Below are 22,908 nucleotides of genomic sequence, written 5' to 3'. Positions count from 1 at the left end.
GCCTCTTGATTTTTGGTTAGTGTTCACTTACAATACAAACATGAACAAAAAATCACATGCCGATAGTAAAAAAAAGGATATTTTGCAGGCGGCGATGCTGCTGTTTGCCACGAAGGGTGTTGACGGCGTTTCCGTCAAAGAAATAGGGCAGGCTGCCGGCGTAACGGATGCGGCGATTTACAAGCATTTTAAAAGCAAGGATGCCGTTGCTTTGGAAATCTTTGAGCAGGATTGTGCCAGCTACACCGCTTTAATCGATTATTATGTGCAGAAGGATGGCAGCAGCGCCAGCCGGTTTCGCCAATTAATCGACGAGGTGCTGCAAATGCACGACGAGGACCAATACGGACTGCTGCTGCTTTCCCAGCAGCATGAGCTGTTTTATACAGCAAGGATGGAAGGGCAGCTCAGGCAGCCGCTTGATGCATTAATAGACTTTATAGAGCAAGGCATCGAGCGCGGCGAGCTTCCAGAGCAAAATGCCCGCCTGTCGGCTGTCATGGTGATCGGCATTATAACCCAGCTAGCCGTATCCAGCATGCATGGCGATCTTCCCGCACAGCTTGCGCCGGACGCCGAGCAAATTAAGCGGCATCTATTAGCTTTAATAGGTCATTCGTGACCTTTTCTTTTTAATCTATTGGTTAGTGTTCATTAACTAAAATTCAAGGAGTGTTCCAAAACGATGAAAAACATTTTAATTATTCAAAGCAATCCCGCTGAAGGAAGCTACAGCGAGGCGCTGGCTGCCGCTTATGCTGAGGGAGCCGCTGGCGCCGAGGTCCGCACCATTCATTTGTCCCAGCTCGACTTCAATCCCGTCCTGGTCGGAGGCTACAATAACAAAGCACCACTAGAGAAGGATCTGCAGGACGCGCAGGCGCATATCAAATGGGCCGATCATCTTGTTTTTGTATATCCAACCTGGTGGGGCGGGCCTCCCGCTTTGCTCAAAGGCTTCATTGACCGCGTCTTTCTGCCCGGCTTCGCTTATAAATATGTGAAAGGCAAGGATCTTCCCAAGCAACTGCTCAAAGGAAAAACAGCCCGGATCATCGTCACGATGGACTCGCCGGGCTGGTACTATCGTTTTTTCCAAGGCATGGCTGGCCACAAAATGATGAAAATCAACATTCTGCAATTTTGCGGCGTCAAATCCGTCCGTTTTACATCGCTGTATGAGGTCAGAAAATCATCGCTCGCCAAAAGGCAAGGCTGGCTTGCCAAGGTGAAGCAACTCGGGGAAAAGTTCGCCTAACAGCGCCCGCCTCTCCTTGCTTATAGCAGCCTTTTGACTGTAATCTTCTATGTCCCGCTAACATATATGCGGCTTCCCGATTCCTTGAACGCCTCGGACTTTTCCTTCATTCCCGCTTCAATGGCCTCTGTCGTCTCCAGCCCATTTTGCTCGGCGTACTCTCTAATATCTTGTGTAATGCGCATGCTGCAAAATTTAGGTCCGCACATCGAGCAGAAATGCGCGGACTTAGCCGCTTCTGCTGGCAGCGTCTCATCGTGGTACGCCATGGCGCGCTCAGGATCCAGCGATAAGTGGAACTGATCGCGCCAGCGGAACTCGAAGCGCGCTTTCGACAGCGCATCGTCCCGCAGGCGAGCCCTAGGATGGCCCTTGGCCAGGTCGGCGGCATGGGCCGCTATTTTATACGTAATAACCCCTTCCTTCACATCATCCCGATTCGGCAGCCCAAGATGCTCCTTCGGCGTCACATAACAGAGCATCGCAGTTCCGAACCAGCCGATCATAGCTGCGCCAATAGCCGATGTAATATGGTCATAACCGGGAGCAATATCCGTTGTCAGCGGCCCCAGCGTGTAGAAAGGCGCTTCCTCGCACACCTCCAGCTGGCGGTCCATATTTTCTTTAATCAAGTGCATAGGCACATGTCCCGGTCCTTCGATCATCACTTGCACATCATGCTTCCAGGCGATTTTCGTCAGCTCGCCCAGCGTATCCAGCTCGGCAAACTGCGCTGCATCGTTGGCATCGGCTATCGAGCCCGGACGCAAGCCATCGCCTAGCGAGAACGAAACATCGTAAGCCTTCATAATTTCGCAAATGTCCTCAAAATGCGTATATAAAAAGTTCTCTTGATGGTGGGCCAGGCACCATGCCGCCATAATCGACCCGCCACGCGACACGATGCCCGTCACCCGCTTGGCTGTTAGCGGAATATAGCGAAGCAATACGCCTGCATGGATCGTAAAATAATCAACCCCCTGCTCCGCCTGCTCAATGAGCGTATCGCGGAACACCTCCCAGCATAGATCCTCCGCTTTGCCATTTACCTTCTCCAGCGCCTGATAAATCGGCACGGTGCCGACCGGAACCGGGGAATTGCGAATAATCCATTCGCGCGTCGTATGAATATTTTTGCCTGTAGACAAATCCATAATCGTATCCGCACCCCAGCGCGTCGCCCATGTCATCTTCTCTACCTCTTCCTCAATAGAAGAAGCTACTGCTGAATTGCCAATATTCGCATTGATTTTCACATGAAATTTCCGCCCAATTATCATCGGCTCGATCTCGGGATGATTAATATTAGCTGGTATGATCGCACGCCCAAGGGCAATCTCCGAGCGGACAAATTCAGGGTCCATCCCTTCTCTTATCGCAATAAATTCCATTTCATGCGTGATGATTCCCTGGCGCGCATAATGAAGCTGGGTGACATTATGTCCTTTTCTCGCCCGCAGCGGCCGCGTCGTTATTGGAAAAAGCTCCGCTCCGCGCTCATTCGCCTTCTCGGCCGTCCTAAAACCGTTATCCTCCGGCTTTACGCTGCGTCCGTCGTACCGCTCTACATCTCCTCGACCTTCAATCCACTCTCCCCTTACATGCGGCAGCCCTTTGTGAACATCCGCCTCATAAGCGGTATCGGTATATGGCCCACTCGCGTCATACACGCGAATCGGCGCATTCGGTATTTTTTCTCCGTTTCTGCCTGTGCTCGCTTCGAGCTCAATTTCGCGCATTGGCACCCAAATATCCAAGCTTGATCCCGACTCGTACACCTTGCTGCTGCCCGGCAGCGGATTCATAAAGATCGTCATATGCTAAAAAACCTCCCATGGCATTATGAAGATCCACCAGGAGGCCTTTAGACGTAAATTCAGTTGGAAAATGCAGCGCCCGGCGCCTGTTCCTTTGCTCCCATTCTATTAGGCGAGATAAACGCCTCACAAACAAATACGCCAAGAGGCGCTCCGCTTGCTTGCATGCTTGTTCAACCAGAGGGCAACAAAAAAACCGCTCCGGCGAAGAAGCGGCAGAATGTGCAAACATACGCGAATAATAGAGCTTCCCTATGCTAAAAAAAGCAAAACGAAGCTGCTCGCGATGAACTCACTTTCCCACTTTCCTACGCTGGCATAACCCAGATCAGGTTCAAAGGGACCAAAGCTCATTCGCTTTATCTCAGCCATGAAGGCGCCCCTAGTGGATTTCCTTGTTAGACTATACCGCTCCCATATACTGGTTGTCAATCCAAGTCGGGCAATTTCCGTTCATTCAGCACATTCATCCAGCTGCGTCCCGTATGCTGCCAAGTGAAGCTTTGCTCCACCCGCTCGCGGCTCTTCTTTCCCATGCTCGCCCTAAGCTCGGAGCTAGCGAGTAGAGCAAGCAGCTTGGCTCTCAGCTCCTTCTCCAGATTTTGCTGTGAAATCAAATAACCGGTGACGCCATCCCGTACAATCTCCTTCATGCCGCCCGCCCGTGTAGCCACTACCGGAAGACCCGTTGCCATTGCTTCGACGTTCACGAGACCGAAAGCTTCACGCTGTCCCGAAGGGACGATCGCCATATCTGCGGCCAAAAACCAGCCTGGCACTTCGGTATACGGCACATAAGGAACGAAGCGCACATGATTCGGATAAGCACGGCCGAGCTGCTGGAGCTTGCGGGAATAAGCGGTGGAGCGATGCGAGCCGTAGAAGGGGCTGCCGACGATAACAGCCAGCATATTCGGATGTTTTTTTACCAGCTCAGGCATAATATGCAGAAGATGGTGAGCGCCCTTGAGCGGTATGAGCCTGCCGAGAAAAATAACGACCTCGCGGCCCTCCAGCTTTTTCGCCTGCCGCTCCCGCTTCCGCTTCTCTCGCCCTTCTTCGGTAAATCGCGATGGAAAAAGCCCCGTTTCCACGCCGGGATAGACGACCCGTATTTTCGCTGCCGCTTCAGGCGCCCTCGTCGCAACAACGCGCCGCAAAAACTCGCTGTTTACAATAATGCGATCAGCCGCTTGCAGGCTTCGGTGCAGACTGGATGGCGTTATATGACCGGGACTTAGAAAAGTAGAGGAATGCAAGCTCAGCCAAATTCGGGCGGACGGCAGCTTCTGCTTCAGGGCAAGCACGTTGTGCGGACGGTTCTCCACCTGAATAACATGCGGTTTGTAAGCAACTAAGGAACGGCCAACAGCGGCGATATAGCTGGCTTTGTTTACCGCTGGGAATCTGACGCAGGCGACGCCATGGACTAGCCCGTTGCGTTTAAGGCCTTTTGTCGTCCGCCCATAAATGCGGGGATGAATCCGATTTTTCAGAAGTGGAACGAATTTTTCGACTACCCGTTCGACCGAGCTGCTTTTTGTGGATGGGATCGGAAATGACCCTGGCGTAACAAACGCCACTCTGGCAAGCGTCATTTCGTTCAACTGCCTCCTAGCGCATTAAAATGGCAATAAGTTTGCGATAGCATACGCGCCATTTCCGCAAATTGCCACTAGCTGGACGGCCGGAGCACATTTATGGCCATTCGTGCAGGTGTATAGATAGCTAAATAAGCCCCTCCTATAATAAATACAGGATTAAGCAGCACCGCATGAATTTCCGTCATAAACACCGTGTCGCGAAGCATCGTTCTCGCTATAGCTGAAGCGATGGAAACAAACGTTGCAAAAAGCAAAATGGCTGCCAGCGCATCCATAACAAGCAGCGCCTTCCGGCTGCGGCAGCCGATCCATCCAGCTGCCAGACAGCAGGCCGCAAGTATAAGTGTGATCAAGATGGTGATGGTCATTTAAGCAAATACCCCTTCTCAGTTTGGGTTTTCTTACATGAAGCTTGGGCTTTTTGTGCAAGAAATAAACGGGAAGGCGTGAAATAAAAGCAAGGCATGGTGAATAAGACAATATAGATGCACGAGGAGAGGAGAAAAATAAGATGAATGCTGCCTATCGCTGGCTGAACGCTTTTTGACTGCTAATCGTCATTGTCGTCAATGCACTCGCCGTCACCCTGCCGCTTGGAGGCAAAACGACTGCCCAGCTTGCGGCGCAATATCCGATTCAGTTCATGCCCGCTGGCTATGCCTTCTCCATATAGAGCCTGATTTATTTGCTGCTTGCCGGATTTGTCATTTATTCCTTTCTGCCGTCAGGCAGAGCAAGCAGGCTGCCTTCCCAGATCGGCATCCTGTTTTTTGTTAGCTGCCTGTTTAATGCGGCTTGGATTTTTGCTTGGCAATACGAGAAGGTGTACGACAGCGTATTTATTATGCTCGCGCTGCTGATCACGCTGATCGCCATCTACACGCGCGCCAGAACGCCCGGCTGGCAGACGGCAACGACTGGCGAACGCTTTTTCGTAGAGCTGCCCTTTAGTTTGTATCTCGGCTGGATTAGCGTCGCGACCATCGTCAACATTACCTCCGCGCTGTACAAGTCAGGCTGGCAGGGCTTTGGGCTGTCCGAGACGGGATGGACGATTATTTTGCTGGCGGTCGCTGCTATGCTCGCCTTAATCATCGGCTGGAGCTACCGCGATGCCGCTTTCGTCGCTGTCTTCATCTGGGCGTTCATCGCCATTATCGTCAAGCAGCAGGAGCATGATGCCATCGTATTCAGCACGCTCGCTGTCACGATTGTGCTCGCGTTGTTTATTGTTTTATTGCTGTTGTTGAAGCTGCGTAGGCTGCATGAGTAGTGGGGGAATGAAGGGAGGGGGAGAGAAAATAGTTCGCCCTAACTATGATAACGGAGTCGGGTACGTTTTTCTGTCACTCTTCCTATGAAGGGTGACAGAAAAATAATAATCGTAGTGATTCTTAAGAGTATTGTTTTAAAAAAACAAAGCTAAAAACAGGTCAATCATGCTGTGCTATCTGACCATAATCAACCTTTTCAAGGTAACGAAAAAACGTTATCCAGAGATAGATTAAACTATCATCAGGCAACTCTTAGCCTGTTACCTCAAGAAGCATATGTGTTGTATCTGGGAAAACTCCATCGCCTAGTTCTTCAGGTTCCCCATTAAAATACCACCCTTATTTTTATATTATGCTTTCTAACCCATTATAATGTTTTTGAGCTTCTGCATGTCCCCGTTCATACGTAACACCATATTTTTTTTCATATAGTTGGATTCAAATAATTCATGGTTTAGAAACAAGATATCATTCTTATTGTAATTCCCTTGTATTAGTCTTTCCCTCGCTACGTAAGCGAGCCAGATTCATGCTCTTCTTATCAGAGATTTTCCTCCATTTCCAAGATAGGTTTGGCGGACACAGCAGCAGCTATTTCAACAGAATCACGGGTTTAGTACAGGCTGCGGACTCAAAATCCGTTAATGCGCTGCAAATGGCCATTTTGAAGGGAAGATTAGAGCGATAACGGACCTCCTGTCCGCGTACGGCCTGAAATTGTAGAAAATGCCAGAATAGCGGAAGCTGTGTCCTCCAAAAATGGAGGGAACATCACGAACCGTGTGGGCTCAGCAACAGCGGTTTCAACAATAGCAGTTTCTCAGTAAAACTCGCATGCTGCGGTTCCTTATGCTATGAATCGCCCCCTCCTGTTTCCCAACCTGTAAAGGTCGCGAATCGAACCTATTGCTTTGTGATGCGGGTTGTGGCACACTGTTTGGGACAAGCACCACTATTCGAAGCAAGAAAGGACGTGACGGTACGAGCATGCTAGATGGATTACTTCGTGCCATGACGGAATTAAGCTCACGCAAGTCGATTTCGAGGTTGACTGGGCGTTTTGCGCAATCCAGAGCGAGCCGCCGTTTTATTCCGCGCTTTGCTTCCATGTATGGAATTAAGGTGGCAGAAGCCGAGAAACCGCTAAATGAATACGCTACGCTAAATGAATTTTTTACCCGTCGATTAAAACCAGGCATGCGACAAATAGACATGAGTGCGGACAGCCTTGTAAGTCCGGTTGACGCTCTTATTACAGGCATTGGCCCAATAGAAAACGGAACAATTGTCAATGTAAAAGGGCAGGACTACACGATTGAAGAGCTGCTGAACCGTTCGCCAAGAGCGGAAAACTACCTTAACGGCCATTATTTTGTCCTGTATTTGAGCCCGACCGATTACCACCGGATTCATGCTCCTGTGGACGGCACAATCGTGGAGAGCGAGCATATTCCCGGCAAGGTGTATCCGGTCAACGAGTTCGGCTTAACCAAAATGCGCCGGGTGCTCAGCCGCAATGAACGGCTCATTACGTATATTAAACATGGCGGCGGTGAAACGGCTGTCGTGAAAGTCGGCGCCATGAACGTCAGCAGCATCCGCTACGTTGACCCGCTGCCGCCGCATACGGTAAAGGGTGGCGATCTTGCTTATTTTGAGTTCGGATCTACAGTCGTGCTGCTGACTGAAAATAAAACCTTCACCCCGCTGCCTAACTTAAAGCTCGGCCAGAAGGTGAAAATGGGCGAGGCGCTTGGCCGCTTGCTGCCGCGTTAACCCACTCGCTCGCCATTCGAGCGTAATTACAACTTAAAAGTCTAATTAAAAAAAGCTCGCTGCCCGTGCGGAGAAATCTCCGCCAGGCAGCGAGCTTTTGTCTGCTTCAGCAGCAGTTGCAGCAGTTGCAGCAGTTGCAGCAGTTGCAGCAGTTGCAGCAGTTGCAGCAGTTGCAGCAGTTGCAGCAGTTGCAGCAGTTGCAGCAGTTGCAGCAGTTGCAGTAGTTGCAGTAGTTGCAGCAAAGCTGCTGTTGCCATCGCTTCAGCCGCGCTGCTGCTGAACCTCCTCCCAGCATGCCGCAATTCGCCGCATGCCCTCCTTAATATCGGCTTCGGCCAAATGCGCGAAGCCGAACAGCGCTGCCGGAGCGCGCTGCTCCTCCGGCTGCCGCCACAGCCGCTCGCCGCGGTTCCAGCTGACGCCTTCCCGCTGGCAGCGCTCAATCAGCCGCTCATAATCCGCGGCTGCCCCAAGCCACACGCCGTACTGATGCAAGCCTGCATCCGACGGCGTAAACCGGAACAAGCCCGCGAGCTGCTCCGCGGCTTGTTCCTTAAAGAGCTTGAGGCGCCGTCCGCAGCTGCGCCTCATCCGCCGCAAATGCCGAACATACTGCCCGCTCGCCATAAATACGGCGAGCGCCCGCTGCTCCGCGATTGAGCTTGGGCTTGGCTCAAGCAAAAACTTTGCCTGCCGCAGCGGTTCCCGCAGCGCATCCGGCGTAATGACATAGCCAAGCCTCAGGTCGGCGTACATCGTCTTGGAGAAAGTGCCGACGTACACGACCCGCCCCTCGTGGTCGAGCGTCTTGAGCGGCTCCGCCGGGCGTCCGCCCCAGCGGAATTCGCTGTCGTAATCGTCCTCAATGATGACAGCACCTTGCCGGGAAGCCCATTGCAGCAGCTCCAGCTTGCGTTCAGGCGCAAGCTGTGCTCCGGTTGGATACTGGCGCGTCGGGGTCACGAACAGCAGCTTTGCATCCCAGTCCTGCGGAATAATGCCATAATCGTCGACATCCGCATCTATAATGACGCCGCCCGCTGCTGCAATTGCCCGTCTAATGCCGGGGTAGCACGGGTTTTCCACCACGACTTGATCACCAGGGTTGATCAATAGCTGGGCGAGCAGGGCAATGCCATACATAGAGCCGCTCGTAATAAATAAATGCTCTACGCTCGTGATCATGCTTCGCTCGCGGCGCAGCTCGCTAGCAATCGCTTCGCGCAGCGGCAAATGCCCTTCTATCACCCCGTAATCCTCATACTGGCGCTCCAATACTCCTCTGACCTCCGCAAACATGGCCGTCTTCCATTCATCCTGTGGAAACAGCTCAGCATCCGCGTAGCCTACATCAAACGCAATGCAATTCTCCTCGTGTACAGGCCGCTTCGTATACCCTTTAATCTGCGGCAGCCGCTGCGCCCAAGCGGATAATGCAAGTGTACTCGCCTTGCCTTCCAGCTCAACCCCAGCTTTGGAAGCTGGCGGCTTGCTATAGGAAACATAGGTGCCGCTCCCCCTTCCCGGCCGAACAAAACCTTCTGCATACAGCATATCGTACGCTGCATTCACCGAACCGCGCGACATGCCATAGCTTTCGGCCAGCCTTCTGCTGGAGGCGAGCTGCTCCCCATCCTCCAGCACCCCCGCGACAATAGCTTCACGTAGTGCCAGAAACAGCGCATCCGCCTTGCGCCCCATCTCCTCATAATACCGCTCATAAGCCGCACGGCAGCGATCATCCATCATTCAACCTCCTATGACCATCCTGTTGCCTACTAATTCCGCCTATTCCCCCGCTCAAGCAAAAGTGGTTCAATAAAATTACTGTAAAGTGGATCTTTTTATATGTCAATATTCCGTTTACACTTGCAATTAACGAGCTGAACGCTTGGCACATCCCTTACTCAAGTTATCGCTATTGTTACGAAAGGAGCAGTCCGCTATGCGCAGAAAAGAATTTGCAATTGGAAGTGAAGATGAACAAGAGATTACCGCCTTTTTGGAGGAAATGAGCTACGGCTTTCTAGGAACAGCTAGAGCGGATGGCGCCCCTTCCATTACTCCGCTGAATTACATTTATTTGAACGGAAACATTTATTTTCACGGCAGCCGTGCAGGAGATAAAATGAAGCTGCTCGGGGCAGATCCACGAGTCACCTTCTGTGTGGCTAAGGAATATGCGATTATTCCTTCCCATTTTACCGATCCGCTGATGGCCTGTCCGGCCTCCGCCTTTTTCAAATCGGTCATTATTGAGGGCACCGCGTCGGTCGTCGAGGATTTGATGGAGAAGGGCGAGGCGCTGCAAGCGCTGATGTCCAAGCTCCAGCCAGAAGGCGGGCATTTGCCGATTGCCGGGGATGATCCTGCTTACAGGGGCAGGCTCAAGGGAGTTGCCGTCGTAAAAATTGAGCCGCAGCAAATCAACGCGAAGTTCAAATTCGGCCAAAATGCCGATGAGAACAATCGTGAAGCCATTACAAACGGCCTGCTTGCACGCGGACGGGAGCTCGATGCAGAGACGGTCGACCTTATGCGCCGATACTGCCCGCACCATAACGAAAACGCTCATCCGGGCGACTAACTATACTCAATCCATTTGCATCTGTGACATTTATACATTCTCATTTATCAAAAAAAGCCGAGCGCCTCTCCCCCCTTTGTTGTCGGGAATAAAGGCCGCACCGGCTTTTTTTTATGAACTTAACGAATTTCCGACGGACTCCGTCCGGTGTATTGCTTGAATTGGCGGCTGAAGAAAAAAATATCACGGTAGCCGAGCGCGTCCGCCACCTCCGTCACATTCATGCCCACGTGCATCAGCAGGTGCTGGGCGCGGTCGATCCGGGTGCTGATCATAAACGTCTGGACCGACATGCCGATCAGTTCCTTGAACTTCATCGAAAAATAGCGCGGCGACAGCTGGGCGCGCATCGCGAGATCCTCGACCCGGTGGGCAATGCCGGGATTTTGCCGGACATAGTTGGCGACCTCATGAATGGCCTCGGTCAGCTGATTGCTCACTTTTTTCTCCACTGGCGATTGTTTTGTCGCACGGTCCTCCCGCAGCAGATGAATCATCAGCTGCTTCAGCACTAGGCGCGCTTCAATTTCCGCCGCGTAGGTTTTGACCAAAAACAGCCGCACGTAACGCGACAGCATGTATTCAAAATCTACCGTATCAATCAGCTGGCGGTACCGTTCCGGCACCAGCTCCGGCTCTTCCGCCGTATCAAAGTGTATATAAGTAAGGACTAGAGGCTTCTGCGGATTATGGGTTGCGCTCGTATAGTCGCCTGGACGGAACAGGAAACAGCTTCCTTTACCCACTGGGTAATGAATGCCGCCCACTTCGACTTCCCCTTCACCGCTCCACACATAAAATAAATCAAAATTAGCCATCGGCTTTTCACGGCGCTGCCATTTCCAATTCGGCTCGCAAACGATCTTCGCGAAAGGCGGCAGCAGTAAATAGGCATCGGGTGTTAAATGCAGCATAAAACCCTCCTGAAACGTAAGCTTATGCCGTCATCATACACCAGCGCGAAACTTTCGCGCAACCCCAGCTGGCAGTCGTCACATTTTCCAAAAAAATTTGAAATTGAAATGGTTCCGACACGTTAAAAAATGATATAATAGCTCCCGATAAGTATGATCAGAAAATGAATTGATTTTTCGGAAGGATGGAATGAAGTTCATGAACCCACTTGCTCAGCAGTTGAATGAGACTTTGGCAGCAGAAAGCCCGAACGTCCATGCCATGTTGTCAGCTTTAGGAAAAGCCATTTATTTCCCGAAGGAAGGCATACTTAGCCAATCCGCAGAAGCGAAGGCGAAGGCCAAGACGTTTAATGCCACAATCGGCATTGCGATCGAAGGCGGACAGCCGATGCATCTTAAGGTCATTCAGGATACACTCACTGCTTATAATCCTAAGGATCTATATGAATATGCACCCCCTGCGGGCAAACCCGAGCTGCGCACAGCTTGGCTTGAGAAAATGCTCAAAGAAAACCCTTCACTTGAAGGCAAACGTCTCAGCAATCCTATCGTCACGAACGCTTTAACGCATGGGCTCAGCATTGTCGCCGATCTGTTCGCAGAAGCGGGCGATACCGTTATTATTCCAAATAAAAACTGGGAAAACTACGAGCTGACCTTTGGCATCCGCCGGGGCGCAGAAATCGTGGAATACCCTTTACTTAACGATAGCAATACGTTTAACAGTGACGGCCTGCGCGAAGCGCTGCTCGCTCAGAAGGACAAAGGCAAAGCCATCGTCCTGCTTAACTTCCCGAACAACCCGACTGGCTACACGCCAGGCCTGCAAGAAAGCGAAGAGATTGTAGCCGCTGTCAAGGAAGCGGCGGATGCAGGCATTAATGTCGTCGTCGTTACCGACGATGCTTACTTCGGCTTATTTTTCGAGGATTCGGTTCACGAGTCGCTGTTCGGCAAATTTGCCGACCTGCACCCTCGCGTCCTAGCTGTCAAAATCGACGGCGCGACGAAAGAGGATTATGTCTGGGGCTTCCGCGTCGGTTTCATTACGTATGCTGCTTCTTCCGACAAAGTGCTGAATGCGCTTGAGCAGAAGACGCTTGGCATTATTCGGGCGACGATTTCCAGCGGCCCGCATCCTTCGCAGACGTTTGTACTGAAAGCTCTGCAATCGCCTGATTTTGACGCTCAGAAAGCGGAGAAATACGACATTATGAAGGGCCGCGCCAATCGTGTCAAAGCGCTGCTCGATAGTGGCCGTTATGGCGATACCCTAGCGTATTATCCGTTCAACTCCGGCTATTTCATGTGCCTCAAGCTCAGCGGCGTATCGGCCGAGGCTGTTCGTGTGCGCCTGCTTGAAGAATATGGCATCGGTACGATTGCCCTTGGCGAGACCGATCTTCGCGTCGCTTTCTCCTGCATCGAGGAAGCCGACCTGGAGTCGCTTTACGATACGATTTATAAAGCAGTGACAGAGCTGCTGGCTTAATTATTTCAGCATTTTATTCCTTTCCCCTTGGAAAGTAGCCGTGTATAATACGGTTACGGCCAAGGGGTTTATTTTGTTATATGATAAAATGAGGGCAGCAGAAATGGAAACTACGCTTTGTAAGAGGAGCTGAATAACGATATATACGATCATGATAGTCGAGGATGATGCGAAGATCGCTGAGCTGCTGCGGGCGCATATTGAGAAATATGGCAACGCGGCAGTTGTGACGACGGATTTTGCCCGCGTCATGGAGCAGTTTGAACAAGTAAAGCCGCATATTGTACTGATGGATATTAATCTGCCGAGCTTTGACGGCTTTTATTGGTGCCGGCAAATTCGGACCGTTTCGACCTGCCCGATTATTTTCATTTCCGCCCGCAGCGGCGAAATGGATACGGTACGCGCCATCGAAAATGGCGGCGATGATTATTTGACCAAGCCCTTCCATTATGAAGTCGTAATGGCGAAAATCCGCAGCCAGCTAAGGCGCGTATACGGCGACTATGCCCAAGCTGCTGGTGAGCGAATAGTTGAGCATGCCGGACTGATATTGTATCCCGAGCGAATGGAGCTGCATCTGCAAGGACAATTTGTAGCTTTGACTAAAAAAGAAACCGTGCTCGTGGAGACGCTGCTCCAGCGCTGCCAAAGGCTCGTGAGCCGGGAAACGATTTTGGAAAAGCTGTGGGATGATTATACGTATGTCGATGACAATGCGCTTAGCGTCAATATGTCGCGTGTGCGCAAGAAGCTGGCAGAGCTTGGCATTGAAGGAGCACTCGAAACGGTGCGCGGCACGGGCTACCGCCTGAATGACAGCTGGGCAAATGGCGAGCAGCAGCGTGAGCGCCGATGAAGCTTTTTTTACGGGATCAGCTTGCACTTGTGTTATTTATGCTCATACAGCTCGTCGTAGTGACCACCGTGTTCTGGCTGGACGGCTATAGAAACTTGACCATCGCCTCGTATGCACTGCTGCTTGGACTTTGCGTATTTATTGCTTTTTTAGCTTACCGTTATTTGTCTCATCGTCGATTTTATACGCTGCTCAGCAGCAGGCAAGCAGGCCTTGAGGAGTCGATCCAGCAGCTGGGGGCCGCCCCCCTCCCTGCGTCGCTTGCCGAGCTGCTGCAGCTTCAATATCGCCATTACCAGAAAAAGATCATTGAAGGCGAGCGCAAGCAGCAAAATCATCTGACCTTTATGAATCAGTGGGTGCATCAGATGAAAACACCGCTCTCCGTACTCGAGCTCATGCTGTCGGAAGAAGCGGACGCGCGCAATAACAGCATGCGGGAAGAAACAGATCGCATCCGCAAAGGGCTGGATATGGTGCTGTACGTCGCCCGGCTGGAAACGTTCGAGCAGGATTTTCAGGTGGAGAAAATGCAATTGCGGGAACTTGCCAACGAGGTGATTTTGGAAAACAGGCGGCTGTTTATTCGCAGCTTCGTATACCCGGATATGCAAATCGAGGAAAATTTAGTCGTAGAGACCGACGGCAAATGGCTGCGTTTTATTATGCAGCAGTTGATTGCCAATGCGGTCAATTATTCAGCGGGCAGCGGTGCAAAAATAACGATTAATGGTTACCGCAGCGAGCGCTCGGTCATCCTTGAGGTGATCGATTGCGGCGTCGGCATTCCTGCCTCTGATTTGAGCCGCATTTTCAACGCCTTTTTCACTGGGGAAAATGGACGGGCGTTCAAGGAATCGACGGGCATGGGCCTCTATATCGTCCGTACCGTGCTTGATAAAATGAATCATGAGATCGAGGTTGAATCAAAAACAGGGGAAGGCAGCGGCACGACAATGCGGATTATTTTCCCCTTTGCCGCTGTTCAGTCCGTTGAGCATTAAACGTACAAGCAGACTGCCCTTATGATGGCAATCTGCTTGTTTTTCGTAATTACAAGCCTTCCACGACGATTGCTTTCCCGGTAGAGTTTGCCCATCTGATTTTTTTCAACGGTTCGTACATTTTTGAGTTGTAAAAGGCTTCGATGCTCGGTTTGTTAGGAAACTCCAAAATGACGAGTCTTTTCGGCTGCCAATCTCCTTCCATCGTCGTTACGTTGCTATCTTGAACGATTGGGCGGCCCCCGAAATGTGCAATGACAGCAAAAATCTGATTTTCGTATTCCTTGAAATTTGCCGGGTTGGAAATATCAATATCAATCACGAGATATGCACTCAAATCCAACAGCTCCTTTCGTTGATGAGGAAAGGCCATATTTCCCTTCCATGCGTTCAGTATACGAACTAGAAAGATGAATTGATCTCGCTTCCCCTAGAGATACAAAAGCAAGCAGCGTTATCTTACAAAGCTGTAAGGTAAATGAAAGCTAAGCTCATAGGAGCCGGCGCGCATGAGGGGTATACTGGGTTTATTGACAAACAAGCAAGGGGAGATCGAATTGGAATTGCTATTTGCACGAAATCTGAACAAAATTTATCCAGGAAAAGTAACCTATAAAGCGTTGACCAACATTGATTTAACGATCCAGCAAGGCGAGTTCGTCGGCATTATGGGGCCATCGGGCAGCGGCAAAACGACGCTGCTGAACATGGTATCGACCATCGACAAGCCCACTTCCGGCGAGCTGCGCATTGCGGGCCAAGACCCGTACGAACTGTCAAGGGAAAAGCTAGCTTTTTTCCGCCGGCGGGAGCTAGGCTTCGTCTTTCAATCGTTTAATTTGCTTGATACGCTAACGGTCAGCGAAAATATTATGCTGCCGCTCACGCTCGACGGCACGAACATCGTGGAAATGAAGCTGCGGGCCGCCTCCATCATGGAAAAGCTCGGCATTGCCGCGCTGGCGGACAAGCGGACCTATGAAATATCCGGCGGGCAGGCGCAGCGTACGGCCATTGCCCGAGCACTTATCCACAGCCCAAAGCTGCTGCTGGCCGACGAGCCGACCGGCAACCTCGATTCCAAATCGGCGCGTGATGTGATGGAGTTGATGAGCAAGCTCAACCGCGAGGACAATGCCACCATGATGCTCGTTACACATGACGCAATGGCGGCGAGCTACTGTCACCGGGTTATTTTTATAAAAGATGGCCAGTTTTACAGTGAAGTTAATTGCGGAGACAACCGCGCGGCTTTTTATCAGAAAATTATTAATATGCTTGCTCTGCTTGGGGGGACTGAAAATGAATTTCCGACAGTTCGCGTTTAATAATGTACTGCGCCGCAAACGGACGTATGCTGCACATTTTATGAGCAGCTCGTTCGCGGTCATGATTTTTTTCATCTATTCGGTGCTGCTGTATCATCCGGATTTGCAGGGGCAAATCGCCGCCAGCAGTCCAACTGCCTCTATGCTTGGGACGATGGGGCTGAAAATTTCGCAATATTTAATCGTTATTTTTTCATTTCTGTTTTTGATGTATTCTGCTGGCGCCTTCCTGAAGGCGCGTAAACGTGAATTCGGCATTTTGATGCTGCTGGGCATGTCCGACAAGCAGTACCGCAGGTTGATTTTTGTGGAAAATATGATCATTGGCCTCCTCTCCACTGTTTTTGGAATCGGCTTTGGCATTTTGTTCACCAAGCTTTTTTTGCTCATAACCGAACGACTGCTGGTGCTGCAAAAAGGACTCGAATTCCTCGTGCCCATCCAAAGCGTGATCATAACGACGGGCGCTTTTTTCATCGTATTTCTGCTCCTGTCCATACTCGCGTCGCGCCTTGGGCGGAAATCTCAGCTGCTTGAGCTGATTCGTTCGGATGAGAAGCCGAAGAAGGAGCCAAAAGCTTCCGCGGGGCTATCGCTGCTTGCTGCCATTCTTTTGCTTGCAGGCTACGGAATGGTCTTTTATTTTGTACTGGGTCGCGCCTTCTCGCTGGCACTGCTCGCAGCCGCCATTGGCTGTGTCATATTGGGGACTTATTTTCTGTTTACACAGCTCAGCGTGTATGTGATTCGTGCGCTGCGCGGACGGGAAAGCTTATTGCTGCGTAAAATCAATTTGCTGACGCTCTCCGATCTCGCTTACCGAATGAGAGACAATGCCAATATGTTTTTTATGGTCGCAACGGTAACGGCGGTCGCCTTGTGCGGCATGGGCACCTGCCTGGCGATCGGTGATCCGAAGCTGTCGGAAAAAGACAATCCCTACGCCTTTATTTATGAATCCTTCGGTGGCGATAGTGAATCTCTAGCTCAGAATGAAAGGCAAACGAAGCAGCACCTGGCGCTATTGGAGCATAGACTATCAGAGGGCGGCTTTGCTTATACGAAAGGCGCTTCGCATATTAAATACACGGAAGATTGGCAGTCGGTCATGAGCCTGTCCGAATACAATCAGCTTGCCACTACACTCGGCTTCTCCGCCGAGACGCTTCATGCGCCCAGTGAAGCCTTTATCGCCTCTGGCAAAGTCTCCCGTGCTCAGAACGTCACGGCATTTGAGCCCGTTGTGGATTTAGGCAACGTTGCGCCGGACGAAAAGCAGCGGAAGCTTACTGTGGTAAAAAGGCTGCCTTCTTTCGTATTAAACAATTACAATGATGTTTACGTCGTATCGGATGACTATTTCCAAGCGATGAGCCGCATGAAGGACGACACGAACCAGGTCACGTATTATTATGTCATTCCCAATTGGATCGACACCATCAGCGCAGCGCAGAGCGTTATGAAGGAAATACCACAGGACACGCAGGGCCATTATTATATACGGTCACTCGTGATTGAATGGTATGAATTCAAGCAGCTTAACGGGCTTTTGCTCATTATTAGCGTGCTTGTGGGCGGGGTCTTCTTCACCTATGCCGTCAGCTTTATTTACTTCAGGTTGTATGCCGATTTGGAACGGGATGAGAAGCAATACCAGATGATTAGCAAAATCGGCCTCAGCGGCAAGGAGCTGAATCGGCTGGTTACAAGGCAGCTGCTCCTTATGTTTTTCCTGCCCTTTGCAATTGCCCTTGTGCATGGCATCGTCGCTTTTATTAATATTGCGCTGCTGCTCGATATTTCGATGCTGAAGGCAGCACTCCTGATCTATATTAGCTTTTTCCTCCTCCAGCTAACCTATTTCCTCATGATTCGCTGGCGGTATTTGCGCCATATGCATCTCAAGCTGACGTAGGCGAGGAGGAAAGTCGCATATAGCCAAAGCTTATGAGTATATAGGAAAAGGGTCTTGGACGCTAATAGAAGCTTTATGCAAAAATAAGGCATATTGATTTTGGCAAAGGACTGATTCGTATGCTGCATTCATTTTTGCTTATCGTATATGGCGTGTTTCTGCCGATTTCGCTGCCTGTGCTTGGAGGAGCTGCCTTGAAGCGCTGGCGGGGACTGGAGACGAAGCCCTTATCGACCATTGCCCTTTATTTGCTCAGCCCGGCTCTTATTTTGGAGACGCTGATCAGCGCCAAGCTGTCAATGGCAGATATTATTCAGACGAGCGCATTCAGCATCATCAATCTGGTCGCTCTCTGGCTCGTGGCTGTTCTCGCCTCTAGGCTGCTGCGGCTTTCTCCAGCAGATCAAGCCGGCCTCACGCTTGTGTCTGTATTTACGAACTGTGTCAACTATGGACTGCCGCTGGTGCTGCTCGCCTTCGGTCAGCTGGGACTAGCCAAGGCATCCGTCTACGTCATCTCGCAAATGATTCTTGTCAATACCGTCGGTGTTTATTTCGCTGCCCGCTCCCATTTCTCGGTGAAAAAAGCGGTCCAATCGGTTTGCAAGCTTCCCGCTTTATACGCCGTTGTGCTCGCCGTCATTATCCGGTTCACCGATATGATTATGCCTGCGGCTGTGGCAGAAGGCCTATCAATGCTGTCGAGCGCCTATGCGCCTGTAGTGCTGATTTTGCTAGGGGCACAGATGGCCGGGGCGCGCAGCAGCAAAAAGTCAGCAGATTCGGTCATGAGCAAGCCGCTCTGGACGGCTATCGCGATCCGTCTGCTGCTTTCTCCAATCATAGCAGCGCTGCTGCTCTGGCTGCTGCAAGTAAAGGGCATGCTGTTCGCCGTCCTGCTTATACTCGCCTCTATGCCGACGGCAGTCAACGCCGTCATTATGGCGGAGCAATTCGAGGCATCGCCAAAGCTCGTTTCCCGCTGTATTTTGTGGACGACGCTCGCCTCCTTTATCGTGCTGCCTTTGCTGATTGTCCTTGTGCAGCCGTCTTGACCTCTTAAGCGAACAGAAAATGACCAGTAAAAAACGTCCAAACCCACCTTTATCAGTGGATTTGGACGTTTTTTGCTTGCTTTGTCACCGCTATAGCGGGGCTGTCATCTATAATGGGCAGCCAGATGCCATAGGTCCATCTGGCAGTTGCAGCGCCCTAATCTTCTTCCGCATCAGCGGCAAAAGCGCGGCGCAGCCTCAGCGGGCGAATCGCAAGCACATAGACGAGTGCTGCAATCGGCGCTGCTGCAGCAGCCAGCAGGCAGTTGGCACGCAGCAGCATAATGCATGACGGAAGCCACATAAGCACGGCAATGATGAGCATCGTCCAGCGGTCAAGCCGGATGAGGCTTTCCATCCTTTGGGCATCAGGAAGCGGATAAACATGCCGCCATACCGTATAACGATGCGTATGGCGAAGTCCGCCAAGCTGGGCCCCGACAATGAGCATAAATACCGCATAGGCACAGGCAGCCCCCCAGCCGGACAGCCAAACCGCTTCCGCCATCCAATAGGCAATTAGTGCGAACAGAACGAGCAGCCTTAGCAAAATGCCTCCCATTTCCATTCGCAGCATGGAAGCCGCATATAAATAATCGTAAGTAAAGCGGCGGCGATACGGAATAAAGTTCATGATCCAGGAAAGATATTTTCGGCCGGCTGTTCGCGATGGCATCGTAGGCACATCAATAAACAAACCGAAAAAGACGTAATACCTTCTTCTCGTCGCCGACTCTTCTTCGACTAGCCGTTCCCAAGGGATAACGAATCGGCTCGGAAGCTTGTACAGCAGGGCAAATAGCAGGATGAGCAAAATAATAAAGCCTCCTGCATACAGCGGCGCACGGGTGAGCATCCCCGCCCAAGCAAGCGCTGTCGCTCCCCAGCGAGCTACTCGAAACAGCACTCTCATGCCGCTCCAGGCCAGCTGACGCTCGCGCCATGCAGCAGCTGTATTGGCAAAACGAAGCACAGCCGCAGCCAATACCAGCAGCCACATATCCGCTGGAGCGGTGCCCTGCCTGTATATAGGCCAATAAGCAAGCAGCAGGAAGGCGCATAAAGCGACCATAGCGATTATGCTTCGCTTAAAGGAAAGCCCCCAATAACGGCGCATCGCTGATTCCTGCGGCATATGGAAGACGACATCTGCCGCTTGCAGAAAGGTGCGGAAGGGGCTCCAGCAAAGCACGGGCACTAGTGCGACTATGCCAACCAGCGTGGTCGGAAAATCAGCAGGCACGTCCCGAATCAGCTTGAAATAGCTAAGCACTCCGGTAATGACAAACAACGAGAGAAACAGCGGGAAGCCGCTTTGTCCCATATAGCGAAAATACGGCAGCGTCTCCTGGCGGAAGCTTCGCGCACGTTTTTTCCACAACTGCTGCATCGCCTGTTCCTTCAGCTGACGCTGCTCGGGATTAGCTGCTTGCGATTTCGCCGTCATAGCTTGTCTCCTGCAACGAGCTTATAGAACGCATCCTCCAGCGTTCCGCCGCGCATCGCCATGCCCGCCGCTTCGCATACATCGGCTAGCGTTCCGCTGGCAACGATGCGCCCATGATGCATCACAATAAACTTGTCGCAATAAGCTTCGACCGTAGCCAAAATATGCGAGCTCATCAAAATAGCCGAGCCATTCTGCTTCACTTCTACAAGCCTTTCCAGCAAGGAGCGAATGCCGAGCGGGTCCAGCCCAAGAAACGGCTCGTCAATAATATATAATGGCGGCTCGGACAGCAGCGCATTCATAATCATGACCTTCTGCTTCATCCCTTTGGACAGATGGGCGGCAAAAGCTCCTTTTTTCGCATTCATTTGGAACTCGTTCAATAAATCCATTCGCTTCTTATCAAATTCCTGAACAGAAACGCCGTAGGCCATTCCTGTCAGGCGCAAATGCTCCTCAACCGTAAGCTCGTCGAACAGCACCGGCGTTTCCGGCACATACGCAAAGGCAGAGCGGTAGCGGTCCGGATCATCCTCCAGCTTGACGCCGCCAACCTTAACCTCACCCTGCTGCGGCTTCATCAAGCCGAGAATATGTTTAATCGTCGTGCTTTTGCCTGCGCCATTAAGGCCAATTAAGCCGACCATTTCGCCCGGATGCAGTTGGAACGACACATTATGCAGAACAGGACGGCGCGGACTATATCCTCCTGTCAAATTGGCAACTTCCAATACGGGCTCTATCATTATCTATTCACCTTCATAACTATAAAATTAATATCGCTTATTCAGCATACCGAATTTCAAGGCAAAATTCAAAATTTCCCATCCGTATCGGTTCAGAATCGTTTCAGATCTTTGCTTATAATTAAAAAAAGCCCCCACTTCCGCTAATGGCTGAAGCTAAAACGGCTTGCGGAGCACCCAAAAATAATGGTTGGGCGCTCGCTTGCCTCTTCATTCCATTATGCTGGAGATGGGGCTTGCATTATAAACTTATTTTTGCTTAAAGGCTTATTCCTTCGTATCGCCCGACTCGCGCTTCGCTTTCAGCCATTTCGGCGCACCTTTGTCCTTGCTCTTCTTCTGGCGCTCCTGCTTGGACAGCACCTTCGCCTTCGGTTTTGCCTGAACAGCCGCTTTCTGCGGCTCGTTAGCTGCGGCAACGCCGCTTCCCGCTGTTCTTGCCTGCGCTGCAGAGCCTGCTGCATCCGTTCTGCGGCTGCCTGGCTGAACATCGCCTAGGCGTCTCTCGCCTTGCGGTGCTTTCCCGCCGGCTCCTTGTCTGAACTCGCCACGCGGCCTCTCGCCTCTCGCTGCCTCTCCTTGCGCGAAGTCGCTGCCCGATGCCTGACGGCTCTTCGGTGCTCCCGTATAATCCGAGCGTTTGAATGAGGCTTTATCGTTCCGCGCTTCCTCAGGTGTAACCAGCTTGCCTCTTAACATCGCCTTCTCTGGAAGATCGATGCCGAGCTGCTTGCGGAACTTGTCCATAATAAAATGCTCCTGCGGCGTAACAATGGAAATAACCGTTCCCGTGCGGCCCATACGGCCCGTCCGGCCCGCCCGGTGCACATAATGATCGGCATCAAGCGCAGGCTCCAGGTTGATAACGAGCGGCAAGCCTTCGATATCGAGTCCCCTCGCGGCAACGTCGGTCGCAAGCAATAGCTGGCATGCGCCTTCGCGGAAGCGCGCAAGCGTAGCAGCACGACGCTGCTTGTCAGCATCGCCGTAAAGCGCCTCTACCGTAAACCCCTCATAGCTGAGCTTCGCTTCCCAGTTTGAAATCGTATCCGTCTCATTCAGAAACAGCAATGCCGATTTGGGCTTGAGCATCCGAATGATGCGACGGGCGATATCCGGCTTGTCCCGTTTGTCGCATACGAAATAATAATTCGTAATCGTCTCGGATACGCGATGCTCAGGCGCAACCTGAATGCGGTACGGCTCATTCATCCAGCGGCCTTCAAAGCGGGCCATCTGCTCGGGATAAGTCGCCGAGAAAAAAGCGATCTGACGATTTTGTCCCATTGCAAAAAGTATCGTCTCCACTTCACGCGTCGAGCTCAGCTGGAAAACTTGGTCCACTTCATCAATTACGACCTGATTGACCGCATGCAGCTTGATTTTGCGCAGCTTAAGCAGCTCATGAATACGTCCTGGCGTACCGATGACAATTTGCGGATGCAGCTTGAGCTTCTCTACTTGACGCTTGAGCGCTGCGCCGCCAATTAGCTGCTGTACACGGAGGCCCAGCGGCTTCGCATAAAATTCAGCTACTCGCACGATCTGCATAGCCAGCTCCTGCGTAGGAGCAATAACGACGCCTTGAATTTCTTTCGACGAGGCATTCAGCTTCTGGAGCAAAGGCAGCAAATACGCCAGCGTCTTGCCTGTTCCTGTCTGCGAACGCGCAGAAACGTCCTGCCCTCCGAGCAGTACGGGAATGGCCTCTGCTTGCACCGCAGTAGGCTCCTGGATACCTTCTTCAACTAGCGCTTCCGCCAGCTGTTCATTTAAACCTAAATCCAACCAATTTTGCTTACTCATGTTCGAGTCCTCTCTTGTTC

20 protein-coding genes, 1 pseudogene and 1 riboswitch are annotated in these 22,908 nt (G+C 51.5%); of the genes and pseudogenes, 11 read left to right on the top strand and 10 right to left on the bottom strand.

Annotated features, from left to right (window positions below; translation table 11 throughout):
• Positions 1 to 40: 40 nt before the first annotated feature.
• Entirely contained in the window at positions 41 to 622 is a 582-nt protein-coding gene (locus AC6B99_RS08775) for a TetR/AcrR family transcriptional regulator (RefSeq protein ID WP_056032835.1), read from the top strand.
• Between the two features lie 63 nt (positions 623 to 685).
• A complete protein-coding gene (locus AC6B99_RS08770; protein WP_056030317.1) occupies positions 686 to 1,258 on the top strand; it encodes an NAD(P)H-dependent oxidoreductase in 573 nt (190 codons plus the stop codon).
• 47 nt (positions 1,259 to 1,305) lie between these two features.
• On the opposite strand, the gene thiC is transcribed toward AC6B99_RS08770, so the two are convergent.
• The 3 genes from thiC to AC6B99_RS08755 all read right to left on the bottom strand — a co-directional run bounded on the left by thiC (position 1,306) and on the right by AC6B99_RS08755 (position 5,047).
• Positions 1,306 to 3,075, bottom strand: coding sequence for a phosphomethylpyrimidine synthase ThiC (gene thiC / locus AC6B99_RS08765; protein WP_496663208.1), 1,770 nt, complete (start codon positions 3,073 to 3,075; stop codon positions 1,306 to 1,308).
• A 288-nt stretch (positions 3,076 to 3,363) separates the two neighbouring features.
• A riboswitch (TPP riboswitch) is annotated at positions 3,364 to 3,469 on the bottom strand.
• Between the two features lie 34 nt (positions 3,470 to 3,503).
• On the bottom strand, positions 3,504 to 4,673 hold the full coding sequence (locus tag AC6B99_RS08760; RefSeq protein ID WP_494878457.1) for a glycosyltransferase: 1,170 nt from the start codon (positions 4,671 to 4,673) through the stop codon (positions 3,504 to 3,506).
• Positions 4,674 to 4,750: 77 nt separating this feature from the next.
• The gene (locus AC6B99_RS08755) at positions 4,751 to 5,047 is read right to left on the bottom strand and encodes a hypothetical protein (protein ID WP_056030326.1); all 297 of its coding nucleotides are present in this window, start codon (positions 5,045 to 5,047) and stop codon (positions 4,751 to 4,753) included.
• A gap of 179 nt (positions 5,048 to 5,226) precedes the next feature.
• On the opposite strand from AC6B99_RS08755, the pseudogene AC6B99_RS08750 reads away from it, so the two are divergent.
• A pseudogene (locus AC6B99_RS08750) lies at positions 5,227 to 5,952 on the top strand (TspO-related membrane protein).
• A gap of 988 nt (positions 5,953 to 6,940) precedes the next feature.
• Positions 6,941 to 7,729, top strand: coding sequence for an archaetidylserine decarboxylase (gene asd / locus AC6B99_RS08745; protein WP_056030334.1), 789 nt, complete (start codon positions 6,941 to 6,943; stop codon positions 7,727 to 7,729).
• Positions 7,730 to 7,770: 41 nt separating this feature from the next.
• On the opposite strand, the gene AC6B99_RS08740 is transcribed toward asd, so the two are convergent.
• The gene (locus AC6B99_RS08740; RefSeq protein ID WP_496663207.1) at positions 7,771 to 7,986 is read right to left on the bottom strand and encodes a hypothetical protein; all 216 of its coding nucleotides are present in this window, start codon (positions 7,984 to 7,986) and stop codon (positions 7,771 to 7,773) included.
• A gap of 4 nt (positions 7,987 to 7,990) precedes the next feature.
• Complete coding sequence (gene pdxR / locus AC6B99_RS08735; RefSeq protein WP_081418613.1) at positions 7,991 to 9,478, bottom strand: MocR-like pyridoxine biosynthesis transcription factor PdxR; 1,488 nt, start codon at positions 9,476 to 9,478, stop codon at positions 7,991 to 7,993.
• 196 nt (positions 9,479 to 9,674) lie between these two features.
• Here pdxR and AC6B99_RS08730 point away from each other — a divergent pair, with 196 nt between their 5' ends.
• Positions 9,675 to 10,316, top strand: a complete 642-nt coding sequence (locus AC6B99_RS08730) for a pyridoxamine 5'-phosphate oxidase family protein (RefSeq protein ID WP_056030340.1) — start codon at positions 9,675 to 9,677, stop codon at positions 10,314 to 10,316.
• Positions 10,317 to 10,435: 119 nt separating this feature from the next.
• Here the strand turns inward: AC6B99_RS08730 and AC6B99_RS08725 are convergent, their stop codons facing one another.
• The gene (locus AC6B99_RS08725; protein WP_056030343.1) at positions 10,436 to 11,230 is read right to left on the bottom strand and encodes a helix-turn-helix domain-containing protein; all 795 of its coding nucleotides are present in this window, start codon (positions 11,228 to 11,230) and stop codon (positions 10,436 to 10,438) included.
• A 199-nt stretch (positions 11,231 to 11,429) separates the two neighbouring features.
• Between AC6B99_RS08725 and AC6B99_RS08720 the strand changes: the two genes are divergently transcribed.
• The 3 genes from AC6B99_RS08720 (at position 11,430) to AC6B99_RS08710 (ending at position 14,588) form a co-directional block, all read left to right on the top strand.
• A complete protein-coding gene (locus AC6B99_RS08720; protein WP_056032837.1) occupies positions 11,430 to 12,725 on the top strand; it encodes an aminotransferase class I/II-fold pyridoxal phosphate-dependent enzyme in 1,296 nt (431 codons plus the stop codon).
• Positions 12,726 to 12,864: 139 nt separating this feature from the next.
• A complete protein-coding gene (locus AC6B99_RS08715; RefSeq protein WP_155972788.1) occupies positions 12,865 to 13,584 on the top strand; it encodes a response regulator transcription factor in 720 nt (239 codons plus the stop codon).
• On the top strand, positions 13,581 to 14,588 hold the full coding sequence (locus AC6B99_RS08710; RefSeq protein WP_056030349.1) for a sensor histidine kinase: 1,008 nt from the start codon (positions 13,581 to 13,583) through the stop codon (positions 14,586 to 14,588). Before AC6B99_RS08715 ends, AC6B99_RS08710 begins: the two co-directional genes overlap by 4 nt.
• 49 nt (positions 14,589 to 14,637) lie before the next feature.
• On the opposite strand, the gene AC6B99_RS08705 is transcribed toward AC6B99_RS08710, so the two are convergent.
• A complete protein-coding gene (locus AC6B99_RS08705; RefSeq protein WP_063892510.1) occupies positions 14,638 to 14,925 on the bottom strand; it encodes a DUF1330 domain-containing protein in 288 nt (95 codons plus the stop codon).
• A 220-nt stretch (positions 14,926 to 15,145) separates the two neighbouring features.
• Between AC6B99_RS08705 and AC6B99_RS08700 the strand changes: the two genes are divergently transcribed.
• From AC6B99_RS08700 to AC6B99_RS08690, 3 genes are all read left to right on the top strand, one after another.
• Positions 15,146 to 15,916, top strand: a complete 771-nt coding sequence (locus AC6B99_RS08700; protein WP_056032841.1) for an ABC transporter ATP-binding protein — start codon at positions 15,146 to 15,148, stop codon at positions 15,914 to 15,916.
• Complete coding sequence (locus AC6B99_RS08695) at positions 15,891 to 17,831, top strand: ABC transporter permease (protein ID WP_496663206.1); 1,941 nt, start codon at positions 15,891 to 15,893, stop codon at positions 17,829 to 17,831. The genes AC6B99_RS08700 and AC6B99_RS08695 overlap by 26 nt, the downstream gene beginning before the upstream one ends.
• Before the next feature lie 119 nt (positions 17,832 to 17,950).
• Positions 17,951 to 18,886 carry an AEC family transporter gene (locus AC6B99_RS08690; protein WP_056030358.1) on the top strand — a complete coding sequence of 312 codons (936 nt, stop codon included), beginning with the start codon at positions 17,951 to 17,953 and terminating at the stop codon, positions 18,884 to 18,886.
• A gap of 157 nt (positions 18,887 to 19,043) precedes the next feature.
• On the opposite strand, the gene AC6B99_RS08685 is transcribed toward AC6B99_RS08690, so the two are convergent.
• The 3 genes from AC6B99_RS08685 to AC6B99_RS08675 form a co-directional block, all read right to left on the bottom strand.
• Positions 19,044 to 20,333, bottom strand: coding sequence for an ABC transporter permease (locus AC6B99_RS08685; RefSeq protein WP_496663205.1), 1,290 nt, complete (start codon positions 20,331 to 20,333; stop codon positions 19,044 to 19,046).
• Positions 20,330 to 21,082, bottom strand: a complete 753-nt coding sequence (locus AC6B99_RS08680) for an ABC transporter ATP-binding protein (protein WP_496663204.1) — start codon at positions 21,080 to 21,082, stop codon at positions 20,330 to 20,332. The genes AC6B99_RS08685 and AC6B99_RS08680 overlap by 4 nt, the downstream gene beginning before the upstream one ends.
• Before the next feature lie 267 nt (positions 21,083 to 21,349).
• Positions 21,350 to 22,888 (bottom strand): DEAD/DEAH box helicase, encoded by a 1,539-nt coding sequence (locus tag AC6B99_RS08675; protein WP_496663203.1) that lies wholly within the window; start codon positions 22,886 to 22,888, stop codon positions 21,350 to 21,352.
• Positions 22,889 to 22,908: the final 20 nt, after the last annotated feature.

The organism is Paenibacillus liaoningensis, assembly GCF_059609455.1.
Note: the sequence above shows the minus strand (reverse complement) of the source record. Positions and strands in the feature narration are given on the sequence as shown.